Origin of the sequence: Rhodococcus sp. CH91 (assembly GCF_022554085.1) — a bacterium.
Lineage (GTDB): Bacteria > Actinomycetota > Actinomycetes > Mycobacteriales > Mycobacteriaceae > Rhodococcus.
The window spans coordinates 36,520-57,439 of record NZ_JAKFYR010000011.1 but is presented as its reverse complement, the minus strand read 5'-3'; the positions used below and the strand labels follow the sequence as shown (position 1 = coordinate 57,439).

General features: G+C 66.9%; 20 protein-coding genes, 2 tRNA genes and 1 pseudogene. 13 read left to right on the top strand and 10 right to left on the bottom strand.

Annotated elements, in window-relative coordinates:
- The first annotated feature begins 113 nt into the window (after window positions 1-113).
- A complete protein-coding gene (gene dnaG / locus MOM01_RS19020) occupies window positions 114-2,003 on the top strand; it encodes a DNA primase (protein WP_241387003.1) in 1,890 nt (629 codons plus the stop codon).
- A gap of 3 nt (window positions 2,004-2,006) precedes the next feature.
- On the opposite strand, the gene MOM01_RS19015 is transcribed toward dnaG, so the two are convergent.
- Window positions 2,007-2,252 (bottom strand): hypothetical protein, encoded by a 246-nt coding sequence (locus MOM01_RS19015; protein ID WP_024101344.1) that lies wholly within the window; start codon window positions 2,250-2,252, stop codon window positions 2,007-2,009.
- A gap of 148 nt (window positions 2,253-2,400) precedes the next feature.
- On the opposite strand from MOM01_RS19015, the gene MOM01_RS19010 reads away from it, so the two are divergent.
- Window positions 2,401-2,473: transfer RNA gene (locus MOM01_RS19010), tRNA-Asn, on the top strand.
- A gap of 273 nt (window positions 2,474-2,746) precedes the next feature.
- Here MOM01_RS19010 and MOM01_RS19005 read toward each other — a convergent pair.
- Entirely contained in the window at window positions 2,747-3,364 is a 618-nt protein-coding gene (locus MOM01_RS19005; RefSeq protein ID WP_241387002.1) for a DUF4352 domain-containing protein, read from the bottom strand.
- Window positions 3,365-3,715: 351 nt separating this feature from the next.
- On the opposite strand from MOM01_RS19005, the gene MOM01_RS19000 reads away from it, so the two are divergent.
- The 3 genes from MOM01_RS19000 (at window position 3,716) to nhaA (ending at window position 6,659) form a co-directional block, all read left to right on the top strand.
- Window positions 3,716-3,789 (top strand) — tRNA-Ile (locus MOM01_RS19000).
- 472 nt (window positions 3,790-4,261) lie between these two features.
- Entirely contained in the window at window positions 4,262-4,642 is a 381-nt protein-coding gene (locus tag MOM01_RS18995) for a hypothetical protein (RefSeq protein ID WP_308197016.1), read from the top strand.
- A gap of 163 nt (window positions 4,643-4,805) precedes the next feature.
- A complete protein-coding gene (gene nhaA, locus MOM01_RS18990) occupies window positions 4,806-6,659 on the top strand; it encodes a Na+/H+ antiporter NhaA (RefSeq protein WP_241387000.1) in 1,854 nt (617 codons plus the stop codon).
- Between the two features lie 17 nt (window positions 6,660-6,676).
- Here nhaA and MOM01_RS18985 read toward each other — a convergent pair whose 3' ends face one another.
- Window positions 6,677-7,285, bottom strand: coding sequence for a TetR/AcrR family transcriptional regulator (locus tag MOM01_RS18985; protein WP_241386999.1), 609 nt, complete (start codon window positions 7,283-7,285; stop codon window positions 6,677-6,679).
- 95 nt (window positions 7,286-7,380) lie between these two features.
- Here MOM01_RS18985 and MOM01_RS18980 point away from each other — a divergent pair, with 95 nt between their 5' ends.
- Both MOM01_RS18980 and MOM01_RS18975 read left to right on the top strand, forming a co-directional pair.
- Window positions 7,381-8,130 (top strand): SDR family oxidoreductase, encoded by a 750-nt coding sequence (locus MOM01_RS18980; protein ID WP_241386998.1) that lies wholly within the window; start codon window positions 7,381-7,383, stop codon window positions 8,128-8,130.
- Window positions 8,131-8,284: 154 nt separating this feature from the next.
- Window positions 8,285-8,872: pseudogene (locus MOM01_RS18975) on the top strand (NADPH-dependent F420 reductase); the annotation flags it as partial.
- A 15-nt stretch (window positions 8,873-8,887) separates the two neighbouring features.
- Here MOM01_RS18975 and MOM01_RS18970 read toward each other — a convergent pair.
- Window positions 8,888-9,655 carry a TetR/AcrR family transcriptional regulator gene (locus MOM01_RS18970; protein ID WP_241386996.1) on the bottom strand — a complete coding sequence of 256 codons (768 nt, stop codon included), beginning with the start codon at window positions 9,653-9,655 and terminating at the stop codon, window positions 8,888-8,890.
- A gap of 71 nt (window positions 9,656-9,726) precedes the next feature.
- Between MOM01_RS18970 and MOM01_RS18965 the strand changes: the two genes are divergently transcribed.
- A complete protein-coding gene (locus MOM01_RS18965) occupies window positions 9,727-10,116 on the top strand; it encodes a VOC family protein (RefSeq protein ID WP_241386995.1) in 390 nt (129 codons plus the stop codon).
- 21 nt (window positions 10,117-10,137) lie between these two features.
- Here MOM01_RS18965 and MOM01_RS18960 read toward each other — a convergent pair whose 3' ends face one another.
- Both MOM01_RS18960 and MOM01_RS18955 read right to left on the bottom strand, forming a co-directional pair.
- The gene (locus MOM01_RS18960; protein WP_241386994.1) at window positions 10,138-10,575 is read right to left on the bottom strand and encodes a VOC family protein; all 438 of its coding nucleotides are present in this window, start codon (window positions 10,573-10,575) and stop codon (window positions 10,138-10,140) included.
- Between the two features lies 1 nt (window position 10,576).
- The gene (locus MOM01_RS18955) at window positions 10,577-11,155 is read right to left on the bottom strand and encodes a DinB family protein (RefSeq protein ID WP_241386993.1); all 579 of its coding nucleotides are present in this window, start codon (window positions 11,153-11,155) and stop codon (window positions 10,577-10,579) included.
- 61 nt (window positions 11,156-11,216) lie between these two features.
- Here MOM01_RS18955 and MOM01_RS18950 point away from each other — a divergent pair, with 61 nt between their 5' ends.
- Together MOM01_RS18950 and MOM01_RS18945 are read left to right on the top strand one after the other, a co-directional pair.
- A complete protein-coding gene (locus MOM01_RS18950) occupies window positions 11,217-12,182 on the top strand; it encodes a helix-turn-helix transcriptional regulator (RefSeq protein ID WP_241386992.1) in 966 nt (321 codons plus the stop codon).
- Between the two features lie 34 nt (window positions 12,183-12,216).
- On the top strand, window positions 12,217-13,188 hold the full coding sequence (locus tag MOM01_RS18945) for an endonuclease/exonuclease/phosphatase family protein (RefSeq protein ID WP_241386991.1): 972 nt from the start codon (window positions 12,217-12,219) through the stop codon (window positions 13,186-13,188).
- A gap of 13 nt (window positions 13,189-13,201) precedes the next feature.
- Here the strand turns inward: MOM01_RS18945 and MOM01_RS18940 are convergent, their stop codons facing one another.
- From MOM01_RS18940 to MOM01_RS18930, 3 genes are all read right to left on the bottom strand, one after another.
- A complete protein-coding gene (locus MOM01_RS18940; RefSeq protein WP_241386990.1) occupies window positions 13,202-14,221 on the bottom strand; it encodes an alpha/beta hydrolase in 1,020 nt (339 codons plus the stop codon).
- A 204-nt stretch (window positions 14,222-14,425) separates the two neighbouring features.
- Window positions 14,426-15,574 (bottom strand): thiolase family protein, encoded by a 1,149-nt coding sequence (locus MOM01_RS18935; protein WP_241386989.1) that lies wholly within the window; start codon window positions 15,572-15,574, stop codon window positions 14,426-14,428.
- Window positions 15,575-15,608: 34 nt separating this feature from the next.
- Window positions 15,609-16,028, bottom strand: a complete 420-nt coding sequence (locus tag MOM01_RS18930) for a Zn-ribbon domain-containing OB-fold protein (protein ID WP_241386988.1) — start codon at window positions 16,026-16,028, stop codon at window positions 15,609-15,611.
- 660 nt (window positions 16,029-16,688) lie between these two features.
- Between MOM01_RS18930 and MOM01_RS18925 the strand changes: the two genes are divergently transcribed.
- From MOM01_RS18925 to MOM01_RS18915, 3 genes are all read left to right on the top strand, one after another.
- Complete coding sequence (locus MOM01_RS18925) at window positions 16,689-17,816, top strand: NDMA-dependent alcohol dehydrogenase (RefSeq protein WP_241387104.1); 1,128 nt, start codon at window positions 16,689-16,691, stop codon at window positions 17,814-17,816.
- A gap of 34 nt (window positions 17,817-17,850) precedes the next feature.
- Entirely contained in the window at window positions 17,851-18,663 is an 813-nt protein-coding gene (locus tag MOM01_RS18920) for a serine hydrolase domain-containing protein (protein WP_241386987.1), read from the top strand.
- Between the two features lie 122 nt (window positions 18,664-18,785).
- Entirely contained in the window at window positions 18,786-19,292 is a 507-nt protein-coding gene (locus MOM01_RS18915; RefSeq protein WP_241386986.1) for a DUF3145 domain-containing protein, read from the top strand.
- Window positions 19,293-19,421: 129 nt separating this feature from the next.
- Here the strand turns inward: MOM01_RS18915 and MOM01_RS18910 are convergent, their stop codons facing one another.
- On the bottom strand, window positions 19,422-20,855 hold the full coding sequence (locus tag MOM01_RS18910; protein ID WP_241386985.1) for an acyl-CoA carboxylase subunit beta: 1,434 nt from the start codon (window positions 20,853-20,855) through the stop codon (window positions 19,422-19,424).
- Window positions 20,856-20,920: the final 65 nt, after the last annotated feature.

Here is a 20,920-nt window from a genome sequence, read left to right as displayed (position 1 = left end):
GGCCCTGGCACGAGGAGACAGTGTCCGCACGCCGCAGCGCTGCGGAACCTGTTCGGCCATCCCGTACAGACCATGATGTCGGCAGGTCGGCGCCGCGGCTTAGACTCGTCACCGTGGCCGGCCGTATTTCAGACAGAGACATCGCGGCCATTCGCGACCGCGTGCGCATCGAGGACATCGTCGGCGAGTACGTCGCGCTCAAGCGCGGTGGCGCCGACTCGCTCAAGGGCCTGTGCCCCTTCCACGACGAGAAGTCCCCCTCCTTCCACGTGCGTCCCAATCACGGGCACTTCCACTGCTTCGGCTGCGGCGAGGGTGGCGACGTCTACTCCTTCCTGCAGAAGATCGAACACGTCAGCTTCATCGAAGCCGTCGAGCAGCTCGCCGAGCGCGTCGGATACACACTCAACTACGAGGGCGGGGGCCCGTCCGTCCAGCGCGACCGGGGCACCCGTGCCCGGCTGGTCGCGGCGAACGCGGCCGCCCAGCAGTTCTACGCCGAACAACTGCGCACGCCCGATGCGCAGGCCGCCCGCGACTATCTGACCGAACGCAACTTCGACCAGGCGGCCGCAGAGACGTTCGGCTGCGGTTATGCGCCCGCGGGCTGGGACGCGCTCACCAAGCATCTCCTCGGCCGCGGCTTCGAATTCTCCGAACTCGAGGCCGCCGGACTGTCACGTCAGGGACGTCGTGGACCGATCGACCGGTTCCACCGCCGCCTGCTGTGGCCCATCCGCAATCTCGCGGGCGACGTCATCGGTTTCGGTGCCCGGCGCCTGTACGACGACGACCAGATCACCGCGAAGTACATGAACACACCGGAAACGGTGCTGTACAAGAAATCTCAGGTGCTGTTCGGCCTCGATCTCGCCAAACGCGAAATCGCCCGGTCCCATCAGGCCGTGATCGTCGAGGGGTATACCGACGTCATGGCCATGCACCTCGCCGGGGTCAAGACGGCGGTCGCTGCGTGCGGTACGGCCTTCGGCGACGAGCATCTTGCACTGCTGCGCCGCCTGCTCATGGACGACAGCTACTTCCGCGGCGAGGTCATCTACACCTTCGACGGTGACGACGCCGGCCGCGCGGCGGCGATGAAGGCGTTCGAGGGGGACCAGAAGACCGCGGCGAAGACGTACGTCGCCATCGCACCCAAGGGCATGGACCCGTGCGAGTTGCGGCAGGAGTCAGGGGACGGCGCGGTGCGCGACCTCGTGGCCCGTCGCACACCGATGTTCGAGTTCGTCGTGAAATCGATTCTTTCCGAACACGATCTGGACACGGTCGAAGGTCGCGTCGAGGCGTTGCGACGATGTGTTCCGGTCGTCGCGCGGATCAAGGACCGGACGATCCGTGACAACTACGCGGTGCAACTCGCGCACTGGACGGGGTGGGACGACATTCCCACCGTCCGCCGGCGCGTGCAGGAAGAAGCGCGCAGGGGAGTCCGGGCGCCGGAAGCGAAGACGCGTGCCACCCCCGCGGAGCCCGTCTCCGCCCTGCGGCGGCCCCGCCCCAACGATCCCGCGCTGTGGCCGCAACGCGACGCGCTCAAGGCCGCACTCCAGTACCCGGGGATCGCCGGGACAGTCTTCGACTCCCTGCCGCCGGAGACCTTCACCGACCCTGCCTACGCGGCGGTGCGGAAGGCGGTCACCGCCGCCGGCGGAACGGCGGCCGGTCTCGGTGGCGCCGAGTGGGTCGACGCCGTGGGGCGAGCAACAACGGATCCTGTCGCCCGGTCTCTCGTGATGGAACTCGCCGTCGAACCGGTCCCGGCAGAGGAGGAACGCCTGCCGCGGTACATCGGTGGTGTTCTGGCCAGACTGCAGGAGGTCTGGGTCGGCGAGCAGGTGGCCGAGCTGAAGTCCAAACTGCAGCGGATCTCACCGGCAACCGAGTCCGAGGAGTTCCACGCGCTGCTCGGCGACCTGATGGCGCTCGAACAGTACCGGCGCAGTCTGCTCGACCAGGCCATCGGCGACGGCCTGGCCGGCTGACGGCTACTTCTTCAACTGATCCCGCGGGATCATGATCGTCGTCGTCTCGTCGATGGGCTTCATCGGTTCGAGCTTCGGTTGAGGACTGAGCGAGTCGGCGAGCTTCTGCCTGCCCACCTCGATCGCCTTCTTCGTGACGGGGCTCGCAGCCACCGCCTTGGCCGTCTTGCTGATCTGTTCGTACCTCGCGCGCCCCGCTCGGGTGCCGAGCACGTACCCCGCAGCGACCCCGACCAACAAACCCATCAATGTGATGTCCTTCCACCCGTGCCTGCGTCGCCACCATCCTGCCCGATCGCCCCGCAGCATGCCCACAAGCAGGCGATTTGGCGCTGCGGCAGGTAGGACGCTATGGTTTTTCACGCACCGGGGGAAACCGCGGAGCACCGCAGGACAATCCCCTGTAGCTCAATTGGCAGAGCATTCGACTGTTAATCGAACGGTTGCTGGTTCGAGTCCAGCCGGGGGAGCGTGAGGGAGTGCCCCCACCGTCATATGACGGTGGGGGCACTTCTTTGTGTCGGGCCCGGCCGAAGAGGTGAGCAGCCCGTCCGCGTTGGTCCCGCTCGGTCGATCTCCATCCGATACCGCGTCCAGCCCGGGGTTGGCGAGTTGCCGCGCGAAAGTGATTTCGATCATCCGAGGGGCCCTGCTGTCCGGGGGGCGTCCGTCCCGGTCGCATGCGCAGGAAGACGAAAGTGGCCCCGGCAATGTCGCTCGGGACCACTTTCTGTAGGGGTATTTCAGCCGATGTTGACAGTCACACCGTTCGAGAATGCCGAATCGTGCAGTTCGAGGGACTTCGGCTGCGCGTCGGCCGGTACGTCGAACACCAAGATCACCGACACCGCGTTGCCCGGATTGATCTCACCGATCGTGTAATTGCCTTCGTTCGCATAGATCTCGGCTTCGGTATCGTCTGCGAACTCGCGGCCCTGCGCGTCGATCAGCTTCTGGTTTCCGCCGAAATAGCTTTGTGGCCGGTCGCCGATGTTCTTCACGTCCACATGTACGAACACGAACTGGCCCTGAGGGACTTTGTTCGCATACGGGTTGGTGCCGGCCTGGGTCTGGCCCGTCTCGACGTTGGTGACCGTGAACGCGAACTTGCCGTCGCGTACTTCGGTACCGATACCGGCCGCGGGAGCATCATCCTGCAGTGCCGACCCGTTGCTGCCCGATCCGCTGCCGTCCGAGCTGCCCTCATCGCCTCCTCCGGACACGGACACGATGACGATGATGAGGAGTACTGCGCCGAGGATCCACGGCCACTTCTTGCGCTTCTTGGGTTGAGGCTGCGGCTGCGCCGGCGGTGGATAGTAGGGCTGCTGGCCGGCGGGCGGCTGCGGGGGCATGGTCATGAGATTCTCCTTGGGCAAAAAGCTTTCGGAGACATATCGAACCGACCGGTACGACTGTTACTGCGGCTTAGTGGGGAGATGCCCGAAACCGGTTGCAGCAGAGAGCGGCGCACGTTTCGAAGGCGGTACCCGTGCCGGCGCGTCGATTGCGCTGCTATCCGTCTGATTGGGATTCGGATCTTGGCCGGCACGGTCTGCTGCATCCGGAGGCTGGGCGTCGCGCGCCCGCCGATCTCTGAATGTGACGTGCGTTACTTCGCACCCGGAAGCGTGTCGGCCGCCGTGTCCGGGTAGCATTCGATCGCGCCGTGCGAGACGTGCGGTGCAGTGCGACGAACGTGTCGTCGCGACGGGGCGGTAGCTCAGTCGGTTAGAGCCGCGGACTCATAATCCGCTGGTCGCGGGTTCGAGCCCCGCCCGCCCCACAGCAGAGGATGTTCTAGGCCGCACGTGCGGACCGAACCACCGCTTCGGCATCGTTCGAGGCTGCGACGCGTCCAGTATCTTCGCCACTTCCGTTCGACTATGGGTCGGGGCACGCTCCGTTTCGCCTCGGTCGGGGAGGGAAACGGGGCGTGACTGCCCCGCGCCGGGAGTCCGGGTCGTCTGCGCTTCCCCCTGCGGGGCGCAGCCAACCCGGCCGTTTCCAGCGTTGCACGCGTACTCGACCTGCAAAAGGTCCGAACGGACTACACGAAGGACCCGCCGGCAGTGCACGTCTGGCACGGGCCCGCGCCGAACCGCTCCGAGAGTGGCCCATCGGTTCGCCGACGTCGAAGACCTCGCTGAAGGCGCGCCGCGTCCCCTCCGACGGGCACGGTAGCGTTCGGTCCCATGAGCACCCTTCGAGAAGTCGGTGAGCGTGAAGCGTGGCGCTGCTGGCTGTGCGACGAGTCGGTGGACCCCGACATGTCGGTCAACGATCCGCGCGGTCCCAGTATCGACAGCATCAACACCGCCAAGAAGGGCGCCAAGGGGAAGGGCGGAGTCGAACGCCTCGCGCACCGCGCCTGCAACACCAAGAAGGGTGCTGTCAAACCGGTCGTGCCGTGGCCCGACCGGCTGTTCGTCGTCGATCCCGCGCCCATCGTGGGAGTGGTCGAGCAACTCACGCGGAAGGGCGGACGCGTCGCCGTCGCCCGATGCCCCGAGAGAACGGACGCGGAGGACGCCGCGAAATGGTTGCTCGACAGGCTGTCGCGGCTGGAACCGGAGGTGCGGTTCGATACGCGGATCGAGCCGGCAGGGGGCGGATTTCTGTTGGTGTTGACGGCCTAGCTCGGCCGCCCCGAGATCCGCATCCGGTCCGCTCCCGAGATGTGGACGGTTCGGGAAATAATCGTCGATGGCCTTGTCGTTGTGAGGATTTGTCGGTGACCTCGGATGTCCGCCTGTCCACCGGCGACGGGTGATTCGGTGCGGGCTGCGGAACGAGGGGCACATGACGATCGACGAGAAACCGACGATGCTCCGTCGCGTGTCCGGACTCCTCGCCGGGATGCGCAGCGACAGGGACGACGACACGCTCGCGGCAGGCGTCGTGCTCGCCGCCACCGTGGTTGCTCTGGTCTGGGCGAATCTGGGTGATTCGTACGAGACGTTCTGGCACACGCCGCTGAGCATCCGCATCGGCGACTACGGCATCGACCTCGATCTGAAGCACTGGGTCAACGACGGGTTGATGACGCTGTTCTTCTTCGTCGTCGGTCTCGAAGTGAAACGTGAACTCACCATCGGTGAGCTCACCGACCGCACACGCGCAGCGGTGCCGCTGGTGGCTGCGATCGCGGGCCTGGCGGTCCCTGCTGCGTTGTTCCTGCTGTTCAATCCCAGTGGGGACGCCGCGAGCGCGTGGGGAGTGGTCGTCTCCACCGATACCGCGTTCGTGCTCGGTGCACTAGCGCTGGTCGGTCCTCGGTGCCCGGCCCGGCTGCGTGTCTTCATCCTCACGCTCGCGGTGGCCGACGACATCGGTGCCCTCGCCATCATCGCCTTCGTCTACACCGACGACCTGCGGCCCGTCTTCCTGATCCCGGCGGCGATCGGGCTGCTGTTGATCGTGCAGTTCCGCCGGCTCGAAGTGTGGCGTGGGGTCGTCTATTTCGTCGTGGCGGCAGGAACCTGGCTGGCCTTCTACGAATCCGGCGTGCACCCGACTCTCGCCGGTGTGCTGATCGCGCTGATCCTTCCCGTCTATCCGCCGCGACGCAACGAAGTGGAACGCGCCGGCGAACTCACACGGGCGTTCCGTCAGTCACCCAATTCCGACTATGCGCGCGCTGCACAACTCGGTGTGCTCCGGGCGGTGTCCGTCAACGAGCGGCTGTTGCGGTTCTACCAGCCGTATACCGCTTTTCTCGTGGTGCCGATCTTCGCCCTCGCCAACGCCGGTGTGGTGCTCTCCGTCGAAACCGTCGGTGTGGCGATGCGGTCACCGATCACGTGGGGCATCGTCGTCGGGTTGGTGGTGGGCAAACTGGTCGGTATCACCGCGGCTACCGCCGTGTTCGCGCGTCTGCGCCCCGGCAGCCTGCCGCCGGGGCTCACGCTCTCGCAGATCAGCGGCGGCGCCGCGCTGGCCGGGATCGGGTTCACGATCTCGTTGTTCATCGTGGATCTGGCGATCGAATCTCCGGAGGCGGCCAACGATGCACGGATCGGCGTGCTCCTGGCAGCAATACTGGCCACGGGACTGGGCTGGCTGTTGTTCCGGCTGTCCGATCGTCGTCATCCGCCCCAGGGGCCGGCAGGACTGGTGTTGCTGCGTCCGATCGACCCGGACCGCGACCACGTGCGTGGACCGATCGACGCCCCGCTCACGCTCGTCGAGTACGGAGATTTCGAGTGCCCGTTCTGCAGCAGGGCGACCGGCAGCATCCGCGACGTGCACAAGCACTTCGGTGACGACCTGCGTTACGTCTTCCGTCATCTGCCGCTCGACGAGGTGCACCCGCACGCACGTTTCGCCGCCGAAGCCGCCGAGGCCGCTGCTGCGCAGGGCCGCTTCTGGGACATGCACGACCACCTGTTCGCCCACAGCGACGCCCTGTCCCGCGACGAGATCTACGACCATGCGATGCAGCTGGGACTCGACATGGACCGGTTCGACGAGGATCTACGTCTGGGCCGGTACCGGCATCGGGTCGAGGACGACGATCTCGACGCGGAGAGCAGCGATGTCCAGGGGACGCCGACCTTCTATCTCGGTGTCACGGATTCGGATCTCGTCCTGCACACCGGGCCGTTCGACGCATCGACCCTGATCCGGAGGCTCGAAGAGGTGCGTGAGGGGTAGGGGAAGGGTTCCGAACGTCAGCGGATCGGCCACGTACGGAGGGCTGCGTCGGCCATCTCCTGGAGTTCTTCGCGATCGACGCCGCTCGCGGCCTGCACGGCGATGCCGAAGGACAGGGTGGTGATGTAACGGGCCAGGAGCGCCGGATCGGTGTCCGGGGGCAGGTCGCCGGTGTCGACGGCTTGCTCGAACCGCTCACGGACACGCGAACATCCGTTGTTGCGCCAGGCGGCGAGAAGTTCACGGACTTCCCGGCCGGCATCGCTCGCACTGAGAGCGCCCTGAACACCCATGCAGCCCGCGGGAGTGGTGGGACAGGTGGTGGTCCGGATGGTGCCCTCGAGGATGGCGGCCGCGACGTCGCGTGCGGTGGGTTCCTCGAGAGCGCGGGTCAGATATGCCCTGGGGCCGTCGGTGTAACGCTCGAGCGCCTTACGGAACAGTTCCTCCTTGTTGCCGAAGGCGGAGTACATGCTCGTGGTGGAGATGCCCATCGCCTCGGTGAGGCAGGACAGGCTCGCGCCCTCGTAGCCGTGTTCCCAGAAGACCCGCATCGCGCGCTCGAGTGCTTCCTCGGCGTCGAATCCTCGCGGTCGGCCGACCGCACCGCCCTGTCTGGTTGCCATGAGGGCGAGTCTACCTATTTTGCAGCGATCGATACAGAAGTGCTAGCGTTCAAATTCCGCATCGATCGATGCGGAATTACAAGGAGGCTGTTCACGTGGGACTACTCGAAGGAAAGACTGCTCTCGTCACCGGCGGCAGTACCGGGATCGGACTTGCCAGTGCCGTGCGGTTGGCAGCCGAAGGGGCGCACGTGTTCATCACCGGGCGACGTAAGACGGAGCTCGACGCGGCCGTCGAGGCGATCGGTCCGGAGGCCACCGCGGTGGTGGGCGACATCTCGAATCTGGACGATCTCGACCGGATCTACGACACGATCCGTCAGCGGGGACGCGGTCTGGACGTGCTGTTCGCGAACGCCGCGGTCGCCGAGTTCGTCACGCTCGAGGACATCACCGAAGAGCACTTCGACACGCTCTTCGGCATCAACGTCCGCGGGATGCTGTTCACCATCCAGAAGTCGCTGCCCGTGCTCAACGACGGCGCCTCGGTGATCCTGAACGGGTCCACCAACGTCGACGTCGGTGCAGAGGCGTTCGGCGTCTACGCCGCGACGAAGGCCGCCACCCGCTCGTTCGCGCGGACCTGGGCCAACGAGCTCAAGGGCCGGGGAATCCGGGTCAACACCGTCACCCCCGGGCCGACCGAGACTCCCGGCTTGTCGGGGCTCATGCCGGACGAGGACCAGGCAGCGAACTTCCGGCAGCAACTGGCTGCCCAGGTGCCGCTCGGCAGGCTCGGGCGGCCGGAGGAAATTGCTTCTGCCGTAGCTTTTCTCGCGTCCGACCAGAGCAGCTTCGTCACGGGTTCGAGCCTGTACGTCGACGGTGGCCTGAATCAGATCTGAGCTTCCTCGGCCGGCCGGGAAGGCGAGTCCCGGCCGGCAGCGCTCTTCTCTCGCCCCCGATCGGATCGAGGTACGGACCCATGACAGTCATCGGCATCATCGGTGCGGGTGAAATCGGCAGCCAGGTGGCCCGGGCTGAGTCTCGAGCGGTTACGAGGTGGTCATCGCCAACTCGCGTGGGCCGCACACCCTGAGTGATCTCATCGACGAACTCGGGCCGTCGGCGCGTGCGGCAACCGCCGCCGAGGCGGCTGCGGCCGGCGACTTCGTGGTCATCGCGGTTCCGCTGAAGCCGGTGAACGACATGCCGGTCGACGAGCTCGCCGGGAAGATCGTGCTCGACACCAACAACTACATGCCCTGGCGCGACGGACGTTATCCGCTCGTCGACGCGGGGGAGAAGACGGTCCACGAGCTGCGTCAGGATCATCTGCCCACCTCCAAGGTGGCCAAGGCGTTCACCCATATCGAGGCTCCCCGCATCACCACGGCGGGGCGGCCCGCCGGAACTCCGGGCCGCATCGCACTGTCCGTCTCGAGCAACTTCCCCGAGGCGGTCGCAGTCGCAACCGAACTCTACGACCGGTTCGGGTTCGACACCGTCGACAACAGTCCGCTCGGTGAGTCCTGGCGCACCGAACCCGGCCAGCCGGCCTGGGACGCTCATGAGCATCAGACCCGCCCCGAGCTGATCGCCAATCTCGCCCGGGCGCGGCGAGAACGATCCGCCTACCGCGTGTAGGAGCCCGAGGGAGAGTCACTTCTCGGTGGGTCGGACGCCGGTGTCCGGGGTTCGATCCATCGAAGTCGCGACGAGGGGCTCGAGACCGTCGAGGACGCGGCGCAGGCCGAATTCCCACGCGTGCTGCGGACTGTAGGCGGCGTTCATCGCGGCCCCGGCAGCAGCGCCGACCCGCTGAGCGAGCGGATGTGCGTCGCCGAGATAGTGGGCCAACCGGTCGTTCCACCGCGCCCAGGTCTCGGCCATGTCCGCGGCGTGGGGATCCGGGCGGCGTGCTCGCGCGGCTCCTCGCACGAAGTCGGCGACGAAGGTCAGTGCCGCGTCGCGATCGACGTCGTCGAGGGACGTTCCGTCGAAGGCGTGCAGGGCGTGGTCGTACTTCGCGATCGTCCCGGGGCCGAGTGCGGTGCGCTGATCGTCGACGTCCAGGAGCCACCAGTGCGCGGCGTAGTGCTCGAGTTCCGCTTCGGCGACCTGCCGTATCCGGTCACGCCAGGACGGGGACTCGAAGGGCGGCAGGGTCTGCCGCGCATGAACTCGGTCCACCATGAGGACGAGAAGGTCGTCGCGTGACCCCACATGGGTGTACAGGGCCATGGCGGAGATCCCGAGTTCGGTCGCGAGGCGGCGGACGGTGAGCGCCTCGAGTCCTTCCGCATCGGCGAGTGCGACAGCGGCGTCCACTGCGGAGGTGGTGGTGACCTTCGCTCGAGGACCACGTGAGCCGCCGGGTGGCGCCTCGGGATGGTCGCGCCAGAGCAGGTCGATGAGTTCGCGTGCCAACTTCTCTCCCGTCGTCCTCGTGTCAGGCGTACTCTATACGATGTACGAGGTTTCCGTCCCTGGGAGGTAGCATGAAGATCGTGTCGACAGCTCTGTCCCTCAATGTCGCCGACACTGCCGCGTCGGCCGAATTCGCAAGCCGGCATTTCGGTTTCACCGAAGAGATGTCGGCGGACGGATTCGTCTCCCTGACCCATCCGGACGCGGGTTTCAACATCGTGTTCCTGCGCACCGGATTGGCAACGTTCGAACCCGCATCCATCGCCGGCCCGGCCGGGCAGGGAATGCTCATCGCCTTCGTCGTCGAGGACGTCGACACGGAGTTCGCCCGCATCGCCGAGTCGGGGGCGAGGGTGGTGACCGAGCCGGAGACCGAGCCCTGGGGGGAACGCTACTGCCAGTTCGCCGACCCCAACGGCATCATCTGGCAGCTCGTGCACTGGGTCGCCGACCCCGCCTGACCGGGGACATCCGAGAGAAGTTCAGTCGAGGCAGAATTCGTTGCCCTCGGGGTCGGCCATCACGATATGGCCGGCCCCGAGAGGGGGAGAGGGTTCGTGTCGCTCCAGGCGTGTGGCTCCCCGCGTGACGAGCCGTTCGGCCTCGGCTTCCAGCGCATCCATGCGCGCGGCACCGTCGAGTCCGGGAGCAGCACGCACGTCCAGATGCACCCGGTTCTTGGCCTGCTTACCCTCGGGCACCTTCTGGAAGAACAACCGGGGTCCCGCCTCGTCCGGATCGACGACCGCGGAAGCGTCGTTGCGCCGGTCGAGCGGCACGCCCATCGCGTCGAGCGCGTCGTCCCACGAGACGAAGTTGCCGGGTGGTTTCTGGATCTCGTAACCGAGGACGTCGGCCCAGAATTCGGCCAGCATCGCAGGGTCTGCGCAGTCGAAGGTGATCTGAACGTCGCGGGCCATGTCAGCTCGCCTCCTGTGGGGTTCGGGTTCGTGAACGGGAATGCAGATGGAGGTCCCGCAGCAGGCAGATCTCCGACAGATGGTGGATGAGTTCGCGGTTGATGTGCAGTACCAGCATCGCCATCGGTTGCTGCGCGTACGGCCCTTCCGCGTCTCCGCACGGACGCGTGAGTCCGTCCTCCCCGAGAGACTCGACACCCGCCGTCCACGTGGCGAATTCGGCATCGAATTGGGCCAGGGCCTCCTCGGCGGTCGGTGCGTACTCGAACGACATGTAGTCGGTGGGCGCACGTCCGAAGTGGCTCGCGTTGCGCATCGCCAGCACGCCGACGACGACGTGCCCGAGCCGCCACGCGATGGTCGTGAACGGGGGCGGATCCGGTTCGGGGAAGGCGAAATCGATCGTCATCGCACCGGCCCCCGCCTGCACGGGAGCGGTGCTCGTGCCGCGGGGCCGCACACTCCAGCAGTCCGGCACCGGCTCGAAGAAGTACTCCTCGTCGGTGAGGCCGTCGAGGCGACGTCGGGTCGGATAGGCGAGTTGTTCTCGCAGTAGGCGGTTCCAGCTGTGCTCGGTCATGGACTCAGGGTCGCGCATATTCCGGACAGTTACGGTCCGTGATCCGTGCGACCATCGTGGGGTGACCGTCGAGTCGACCACCGAGCGGGTCCTGCGGGTGCTGGCGCTGCTGCAGAGCCGGCCGTCCTGGACTGCTGTCGAACTCGCCGGGGAGCTCGGCGTCACCGATCGTTCGGTGCGCCGCGACGTGGACCGGTTGCGCGCCCTCGGCTATCCCGTACGCGCGACACCGGGCGTCGGTGGCGGCTATCAACTCGGAGCCGGCACCCGATTGCCGCCTCTGCTGCTGCACGACGACGAAGCGATCGCCACGGCGGTATCGCTGCGACTGGCGTCGGGCAGCACGATCGCCGGCGCGGCCGAGTCCGCGCTGCGCGCACTCGCGAAACTCGATCAGGTGATGCCGCCGCGGCTGCGCGAGCAGGTGCGGGCTGTCTACGGCGCCACCGAGACCGTCGTGGGAGCGGGTACCGAGATCGATGCGGAGATATTGACGGCGCTGGCGCGCGCCTGCCGCGACGCGACCCGCGTGCGATTCCGGTACACCACGCGGGACGAGACGGACGGCGAGCGCACGGTGGAACCGGTGCGGATGGTGGCCACCGGACAGCACTGGTATCTCATGGCCTGGGACGTCGACCGCGACGACTGGCGCACGTTCCGGCTCGATCGCATGCGGGAGGTGGCACCCACGACCTGGCGGTTCCGCCCCCGCAGCCACCCCGACCCGGTGGCCTACGTGCAGAGATCGGTCACCGAGGCTCCCTATCCGTACATCGCCCGTATCCGTCTGCGGGCGGACGCCGAGCAGGTGCGGGACATGGTGCCGCCGCAGGTCGGACGTGTCGAAGAGGACGACGACGGGTGGTGCGTGCTCGTCGTCGGTGCGCAGGATCCGGACTGGGTCCTGACGCACGTCGCGCGGATGGGTGTGGACGCGGTGTTGCTCGATCCGCCGGAGTTGCGGGAGGCCGCGGAGAGGCTGGCCGGGCGTCTTGCGGCCATGGTCACGCGGACCGGCCGATGACGAGTGCTCGCGCGCGCATCGCCGGGGTGGTTGTGTGGCGGAGGTGACGGCGAAGTGGCTTCGGCTCGGTGCAGATGTTCTCGGGTGGGTGGCGACCGCGGCCGGTGCTGCCGGGATCGCGCTCTATTTCAGTACGTCGTCGGCTCGGCCGCTCGTGCTCGCGGCGTCGGGTGCTCCGTATCTGATGGCCGGTGCGTTCGTCGGCCTGGTGGTCTTCGCGGTCCGACGGCGCGGCATCGGGGTGCTGGTGGCGGCGGCTGTCGCCACCGCGGCGGTCTGGACGCAGGCGCCCCTGCATGTCGGGACCGAGGCGCGGGAGGACGGGCCCGTCGTGACGGTGATGCAGGCGAACATCCTGTACGACGGGGGCGCCGATCCCGATGCGGTGGTCGCGCGGGTGCGCGACCTGGACGTCGATCTGCTCACGGTGAACGAACTCACCCCCGTGGCAGTCGACGCGCTCGCCGAGGCAGAACTCGACGATCTGCTTCCTCACCGTTACGTCGTTCCCGGCTCCCTGGCGGCGGGAACGGGAATCTGGAGTCGTCACCCGCTGTCCGAAACCGTCGAGTACGACGGGTTCGTGTTCCGTCAGATCTCGGCGATCGCCGAGATACCGGGTGCGGGACCGGTCGCGGTCTACGCCTTCCATCCCGTGCCACCGGTCTTCGGCACCGAGGTGTGGGCCACCGAACTGGCGCACCTGAAGGACATTCTCGACAACTCTCCGGCCGATATTCCCGCCGTCGTGGGCGGTGATTTCAACGCGACCTACGGCCATTCGCAGTACCGCGCGTTGCTCTCGGGGCGTTTCGGGGACGCCGCCGAACAGGTGGGCGCCGGGACGGTGCGCACCTTTCCGGCCGACCGGCCGGGTCCGCCGCTCGTGGCGATCGACCACATCCTGGTCGCGGACGGGACGGCGCTGACCCTCGACTCGGTCGACCTGCCCGGAGCGGACCACCTCGCGGTCGTGGCCCGCGTCCGGTTGAGTTCCGATCGATGACGCCCTCGTAGGCTCAGTCCTCGATGTTCATCGCGGCGGCGAGGACCGGCCAGGCCTTGCGCAGATCGTCTTCCCAGTAACCCCACGAATGCGTCCCTGCTGCACCGAGATCGGCTGTGACAGGGATGTCGAGGGCCTCGAGCCGGTCCACCAGCTGCCTGGTGCAGATGCTTGTCGCGGCCTCGATCGCCCCGCCCGCCACGATCTGCGTGGTGAACGACTCGCCGGCCGCGCGTGCCTCGCCGGGAACGTCGTGCGGTCCGGGAAGGCCGTTGCGGCTCGACAGGTACAGCGCTTTGCCGCGCAAGCCTTCCGCATTGAGGTAGACGTCGTGCTCGGCCCAGCGCGGAGCGCCCACCGGTCCCCACATGTTCTCGACGTCGCCCTTGCCGCGCCGTTCGACGACGAGCTTGACGTACTGCCGGCCGACGGGATCGCTGGTCCGCACACAGCCGCTGAAGGAGGCGACACCGGAATACAGATCTCCGCTCTGGATCGCGAGATCCAGGGCGGCACCCGCGCTCATCGACATCCCGATGATCGACCGGGCACCGTCCGTCTCGAGGAGAGCGTCGACGACGGACGGGAGTTCCTCGGTGAGGAAGGTCTGCCACCGGTTGCGGCCGAGAACCGGATCGTCGCTGGTCCAGTCGGTGAAATAGCTGAAATTGCCGGTCGCCGGGATCACCACGTTGACGTCCTTGTCCGAGAAGAACTCGGTGATGTCGCTGCTCTCCATCCAGCCCGTTCCGGGAATGACGCCGACTCCCGCACCTCCCAGGGCGTAGACGACCGGGCGCGGCGCACTCGGATCGGCCGGGCGCAGGACATCGAGCGGTACGACGGTGTCCATCGCGGGTGAATAGACGCCGACCACCCAGTGCTGGTCGGTGATCTCGTCGACGCTGTCGACGTACGCACCTTCCCGGGGGGCGGCCTGCGCGGTGACACTGCCGCACAGGATCGCCGAGGCTGTCGCGACGGCGAGTGCAAGGCTGCGGAATCCACGACGGGGCACGACGGATCGACGCACGGAAGAACTCCTCGACTGGAAATGGTGATGATGATGAGTCGTTCCCCGACAGCCGACCCGCTGTGGTTGGAAGGCTACCGGCGCGCTTTCGGGAGGGGCACCCCGGGGTGCTGTGATACCGGACTCGGCCGCCCCCTGATGCGGATCGGCCGCCACACGTGAGTTACCGTGCGGCGGCCGATCTTTCGGGAAGTTGAGTGATACTCAGAGTGACAGGATCGACGCGGCGGCAGTGCCGGGTGCGCCGTAGACCTGTGCGAGCCCGACCTTGGGCTCGCCGGGGACCTGCCGTTCGCCGGCCTGCCCACGCAATTGCAGGACCAGCTCGTGGACCTGGCGGATACCGGAGGCGCCGATGGGCTCACCGTTGGCGATGAGTCCGCCGTCGGTGTTCACGGGCAGGGATCCACCGATCTCGGTGGCCCCCTCCGCGATCAGCTTCTCCTGATCGCCGTCCGCGCACAGACCCGTCTCGGCCATGTGGATCACCTCCGCACCGGCGTCGGTGTCCTGGAGCTGCGCGACATCGACGTCCTCGGGCCCGATTCCGGCGGCCTCGTATGCGGCCTTGGCGGCGTAGACGGTGGGGGAGACGTCCTCGTCGACCGCGGCCCACGTCGCGTGGACCTCGTAGGCGCCGTAGGTGCGGGTGCGAATCGCAGTGGAGCGCAGGTAGACCGGCTTGTTGGCGGTGTATTTGGAGACCAGGTCGCCGCGGCACATGATGACCGCTGCGGCGCCCTCGTCCGGAGCGCAGAACATCTTCGCGGTGAGCGGGTAGTTGAGCATGGGTGAGGACAGGATCTCCTCGATGCTGAACTCGGTGCGGCGGAAGGCCTTCGGGTTGAGGCCGCCGTTGCGGTAGTTCTTCGCGGCGACCCGTGCGAGTGTCTCGTGCGAGATGCCGTGATCGATCGTGTAGCGGTTGGCTTTCATGCCGAAGAACTTCGTGGTGACGAACTGGCCGTTCTCGGCGTACCAGGCGGGCAGGCCCAGCATGGCGGGATCGGCGGTGAACGCCCCGCGGGGATGCTTGTCGGTGCCCACCGCGATGCCGATGTCGTACTTGCCGGAGCGGATACCGTCGGCCGTCTGCTCGATCGCGCTCGCGGACGTCGCGCAGGCGTTGAACACGTTCGTGAAGGGGATGCCGGTCAGGCCCACCAGGCGGGTGACCGCGTCGGTGTTGTCGACCTCGTAGCTACCGCCGATTCCGAACTGGATGTCCTTCCAGGCGACACCCGAGTCCTCGAGGGCGAGCTGAATTGCGTCGGCGGCCATGTCGATGGCCGACTTGGCGCCGAATCTACCGAACGGGTGAAGGCCCACCCCGATGATGGCAACGTCGTTCATGATGTCGGGAACTCCTCGATGGGATGTGTGCGGATCAGATCGGCGCGAAGGCCCAGGTGACGATGTCGGTGCCGTCGTCGTCCGTGTAGAAGGGGACGAAGGTCAGCTCGAGTTCCGTACCGGGCACGAGCTTGTCCGGGTCGGTCTCGGTGAGGCGGGCCTCGACGCGGACGACGTCGCCGAGCTGGATCAGTCCGAATGCGAACGGGGTGAAGGTCGCGGCCGTTTCGTTCCCCGCATAGGGCTGCTTCGGGACGAAGCCCTGGGTGGTCCAGGCCACGAGCGTGCCGCGGCGGGGCAGCAGCAGTTCCGAGATGTTCGCGCCGCTGCACCGGGGGCAGCGCGGCTGGGTCGGCCAGGTGGTCGCGGAGCAGTCGTCGCAGCGGCTCCCGATGAGCTGCGGGTCGTCTGCCGGCCACGTGGATACGTCGGGCGCGAGCGCCTTCGTCGTCATGGTTCGTCCTCCGTTGTCCGATGCCGATGCGGCGGCCCTCGCCGCGATCGAACATGAGGATCACGTTAGACGGAAATGCCATTCTCTACAATGAGAGGATGAATATCGCGGGAGTTCGTGGGTGAATGAGGTCTGCCTCGGAGACGGCGCCGCCGACTCGAGTCGTTCCCCGGCGAGCCGGGCCGGGCGTGGGCGGCGCCGAGGGCGGCGTCGGTCTCGGTGGATCGGTCGAGCCGCGCGTTGCCCGCGCGGTCGCACCGTCGACGACGCCGGGTTTCGAATTACTCGATACGGGCACAGGTGAGAATCGCGACGTCGACGGATTTCGGAGACAATGCGAATTCCGCGCCGGTCGATTTCTTCGGACTTCGTGAGCCCTGGAGCAATTCGCAGTCCGCCGGGATGCGGGAATCTCCGAACGCGATCGTCGTGTGCGAACCGGTGGCGACCCTCGCCGCCCGCGAAAAGTGATTTCCGGACTTTCGGGCCCGGCGAATCCTCTCGGACGATCGGGTGGTGGTAACTCACGTGACCGCACCTTCCGCTGTCCCGAGGCTGCGCGCACGTCCGCGCCGGGAACTTCCCTAGAACCTGTTCCAATTCTGTGGGATTGTGGCTATCGTCACGTGCACAACCGGCAATGCGATGGAGGACGAGCAGATGAAGACCAAGGGTGCAGTGCTGTGGGGCATCGACGAACCGTGGTCGGTCGAGGAGATCGAACTCGGTGATCCGGTTGCGGGCGAAGTCCAGATCCGGATGGAAGCCGCCGGCATGTGCCACTCCGACCACCACATCGTCACGGGCGCGACCCCGATGCCGTCCTTCCCTGCCATGGGTGGCCACGAGGGCGCGGGCGTGATCACGAAGGTCGGCGAGGGCGTGGTGGGACTCGAGGTGGGCGACCACGTCGTGCTGTCCTTCATCCCTGCCTGCGGCCGCTGTCCCTCCTGTGCATCGGGGCACTCGAACCTGTGCGACCTCGGCGCGGGCCTGCTCAGCGGACAGGCGATCTCCGACGGCACCTACCGCATCCGGGCACGCGGCCAGAACGTGATCGCGATGTGCCTGCTCGGAACGTTCGCCCCCTACATGACGGTCAACCAGAGCCAGGTCGTCAAGATCGACAAGGAAGTACCGTTCGAACTCGCCGCCCTGGTCGGTTGCGGTGTTCCCACGGGCTGGGGCTCGGCGACCAACATCGCCGAGGTCAAGGCCGGCGACTCGGTCGCCGTCATCGGTGTCGGTGGCGTGGGCATGAGCGCCCTGCAGGGAGCCGTCGCCTCGGGCGCGCGGTACGTGTTCGCGATCGACCCGGAGCCGTGGAAGCGCGAGCAGGCGCTCAAGTTCGGTGCCACGCACACCTTTGCCTCCATCGAGGAGGCCATCGTGCCCATCATGGAGATCACCTGGGGCCGCATGTGCCACTCGACGATCATCACCGTGGGGGAGATGAAGGGTGAGCTCGTCGATCCGGCGCTGACGCTCACGGCGAAGGGCGGCCGGTGCGTCGTGACCGCCATGGGCTACATGTCGGACATGGACGTCAAGCTCAATTCCTTCCTGTTCTCGATGCTCCAGAAGGATCTCAAGGGCAACATCTTCGGCGGATGCAACGCGCGGGTGGACATTCCGAACCTGCTCGATCTGTACAAGTCCGGTCAGCTGAACCTGGCCGACATGGTGACCCGCACGTACACCCTCGAGCAGATCAACGACGGTTACCGGGACATGCTCGAAGGCCGCAACATCCGCGGCGTCATCCGGTACACCGAAGCCGACTGGTGAATCACGCCTCCGGTCCGTCTCGTAGGCTCGTCGGGTGCACAGCCTCGATCTGATCAGTGAATGGCCTGTCGACCGTGCCGCCGCCGCGGTGGTGACCCGCGACGGCGGCACGGTCGCGTCCAGGGGAGACCTCGACGAGGTCTTCCCCCTCGCATCCGTGACGAAGCCGCTCGTCGCCTGTGCGGCACTCGTGGCCATCGAAGAGGGTGCGATCGAACTGGATCAACCGGCAGGTCCTCCCGGGGCGACGGTGCGGCATCTGCTCGCCCACGCCTCGGGACTCGCTTTCGGTGACCGTGTCGCGCAGACCGAACCGGGGAAGAAGCGGATCTACTCCAGCGCCGGATTCGAGGTGCTCGCCGAACTGATCGAGGCGGAAACCGGCATCGCCTTCCCCGAGTACCTGGAACAGGCCGTCTTCGAGCCGCTGGATATGCGCTCGTCCTCCCTGCCCGGTCCTGCCGGCCACGGCGCACAGTCCTCGGTGGCCGACCTGACCCTGTTCGCGCGCGAGTTGCTTGCCCCCGAACTGCTCTCGCAGGACACGGTCTCCGAGGCGACCCGCGTGCAGTTCCCCGGCCTGAACGGACTGGTGCCGGGCTACGGAATGTTCAAACCGAACGACTGGGGCCTCGGATTCGAAATCCGGGGCGAGAAGAATCCGCACTGGACCGCATCGCGCAATTCACCCGGAACTTTCGGGCATTTCGGTCAGTCCGGCACCTTCATTTGGGTAGATCCGGAAATTTCCGTCGCGTGTGTGGTACTTACTGATCGTGCCTTCGGTGACTGGGCGAAACCGTTGTGGCCCGCTCTCGGAGATGCGGTCATCTCAGAATTCACATAAACCTCTTTGGTTCGCTGGCGAAACACGGACACCACAGGCACACTTGTACCAGCCTGCATGAAGAAGCCTTGATCGACGAAGGTCGTTGGGGAAGACGTCCTGGTCGAATCGGAGGTGAATGTATGCGCGCATCCAACCAGTTCGCGGATGCCACGGCGGGGGTCATCTATGTCCACTCGTCCCCGGCTGCGGTGTGCCCGCACATCGAGTGGGCCCTGGCGGACCTTCTCGATTGCCGGCCCGACCTGGCCTGGACGGGTCAGCCGGCCGCGCCGGGTCTGCTTCGTACCTGCGCCGACTGGGTGGGTCCCGTCGGCACGGGCGCCCGGCTCGCAGAGGTGCTGCGGTCGTGGCCGATGCTCCGCTTCGAGATCACCGAGAATCCCAGCGAAGGCGTGGACGGCGAGCGCTTCAGCTACGTACCCCGGCTGGGTCTGTGGCGAGGAGTCACCAGTGCGAACGGCGACGTCGTGCTGGGCGAGATGCGGCTGCGCGCCATGCTCTCCTCCTCCGACATCACGAGCGAAATGCACCGGGCTCTCGGGACCGCCTGGGACGAGGAACTCGAGCCGTACCGCAGTGGCGACGAGGGTGCCCAGGTGACGTGGCTCCGCCGGAACGTCGGCTGACCGATCCTCTCCTGCGCCTGCCGCTTCCCGGTCCGCTGCCTCCGCGGGCCCGTGGCCGGGCTGCCCCACCCGCCGATACGAGAACACCGGCACCGCCCCGAAGGAGCGGTGCCGGTGTTCTCGTGTGGGTCAGAGCGGAATGTTCTTGTGCCGGCCGCGAACCGCAGGAGCGGCAGCGAGAGCAGCAGCGAGGGTGCTGCGGGTGGTGGCGGGATCGATCATCTCGTCGACGACACCGATGGCCATCGCCCGCCCGACTCCACCGGCGATCGACTCGTGCTCCGCTGCCAGGCGGTCGTGCAGTGCTTCGCGCTCGTCCTCGGGGGCGGCGGCGAGCGCCTTCTTGTGGAGGATTCCCACAGCGGCCTTCGCGCCCATGACCGCGACCTCGGATTCCGGCCACGCGTAGACGGCGGTCGCACCGAGTGCGCGGGAGTTCATCGCGATGTACGCCCCGCCGTAGATCTTGCGCGTGACGAGCGTGACGCGCGGAACCTTCGCCTCGGCGAAGGCGTGGAGCAGCTTGGCGCCACGTCGCACGACGCCTTCCCATTCCTGGCTCACGCCCGGCAGATAACCCGGCACGTCGACGATGACGACGAGGGGAACACCGAAGGCGTCGCACATCCGCACGAAACGGGCTGCCTTCTCGGCACTTTCGGAATTGAGACATCCGCCGAGGCGGAGCGGGTTGTTGGCGATGACACCGACGGTGCGGCCGCCGAGACGACCGAAACCGGTGACGATGTTCCGTGCCCAGCCGGCCTGGATCTCCTCGAAGGTCGAGTCGCCGTCGACGTTGTCGAGCAACTCGTGGACGATGGGCCGCACGTCGTACGCGCGTCGCGGCGACTCGGGGAGCAGTGCCCGCAGATCCGTGTCGCCGAGTGCTGCGGCCGTGACATCGAATTCGCCTTGTTCGGTGAGCATCGCGACCAGTTTCCGTGCCCGGTGCAGGGCGTCGGCCTCGTCGTGCGCGGCGATGTGGGCGACGCCGGACTTCTTGGTGTGCGTCTCCGGGCCACCCAGTGACTCCATGTCGACCTGCTCACCGGTGACGCTGCGCACGACATCGGGACCGGTGACGAAGACACGGCCCTCGGGAGCCATGATGACGATGTCGGTCAACGCGGGACCGTAGGCGGCGCCGCCGGCCGCAAAGCCGACAACGACGGAGATCTGGGGGATCAGGCCGGACGCGCGCACCATGGCCTCGAAGACCAGGCCGACCGCGTGGAGAGCCTCGACACCCTCGGCGAGGCGGGCGCCACCGGAATGGAAGATGCCCACCACCGGAATCCCGTAGTCGATGGCGTGATCGATCGCGGCGACGATGTGCCTGCATCCTTCGACACCCATGGCGCCACCCATGACGGTGGCGTCCGAGCAGTAGGCGACGGTGCGGATGCCGTCGATGCTTCCGATCGCGGCGAGTACACCGGACTTGTCTCGCGGATGCAGCAACTCCAGGCTGCCCGGATCGAACAGATTCTCGAGACGGGCCGACGGATCTCTCGGGTCCACCGGCGTCTCACGAAGGGTGGCGGGATCCAGGATGGTCATCGGGTACTCCTCGGGCAGACGCGGTGGTGGTGGGCCGCGGTGAAGGCTCCGTGAGGGAGCCTTCA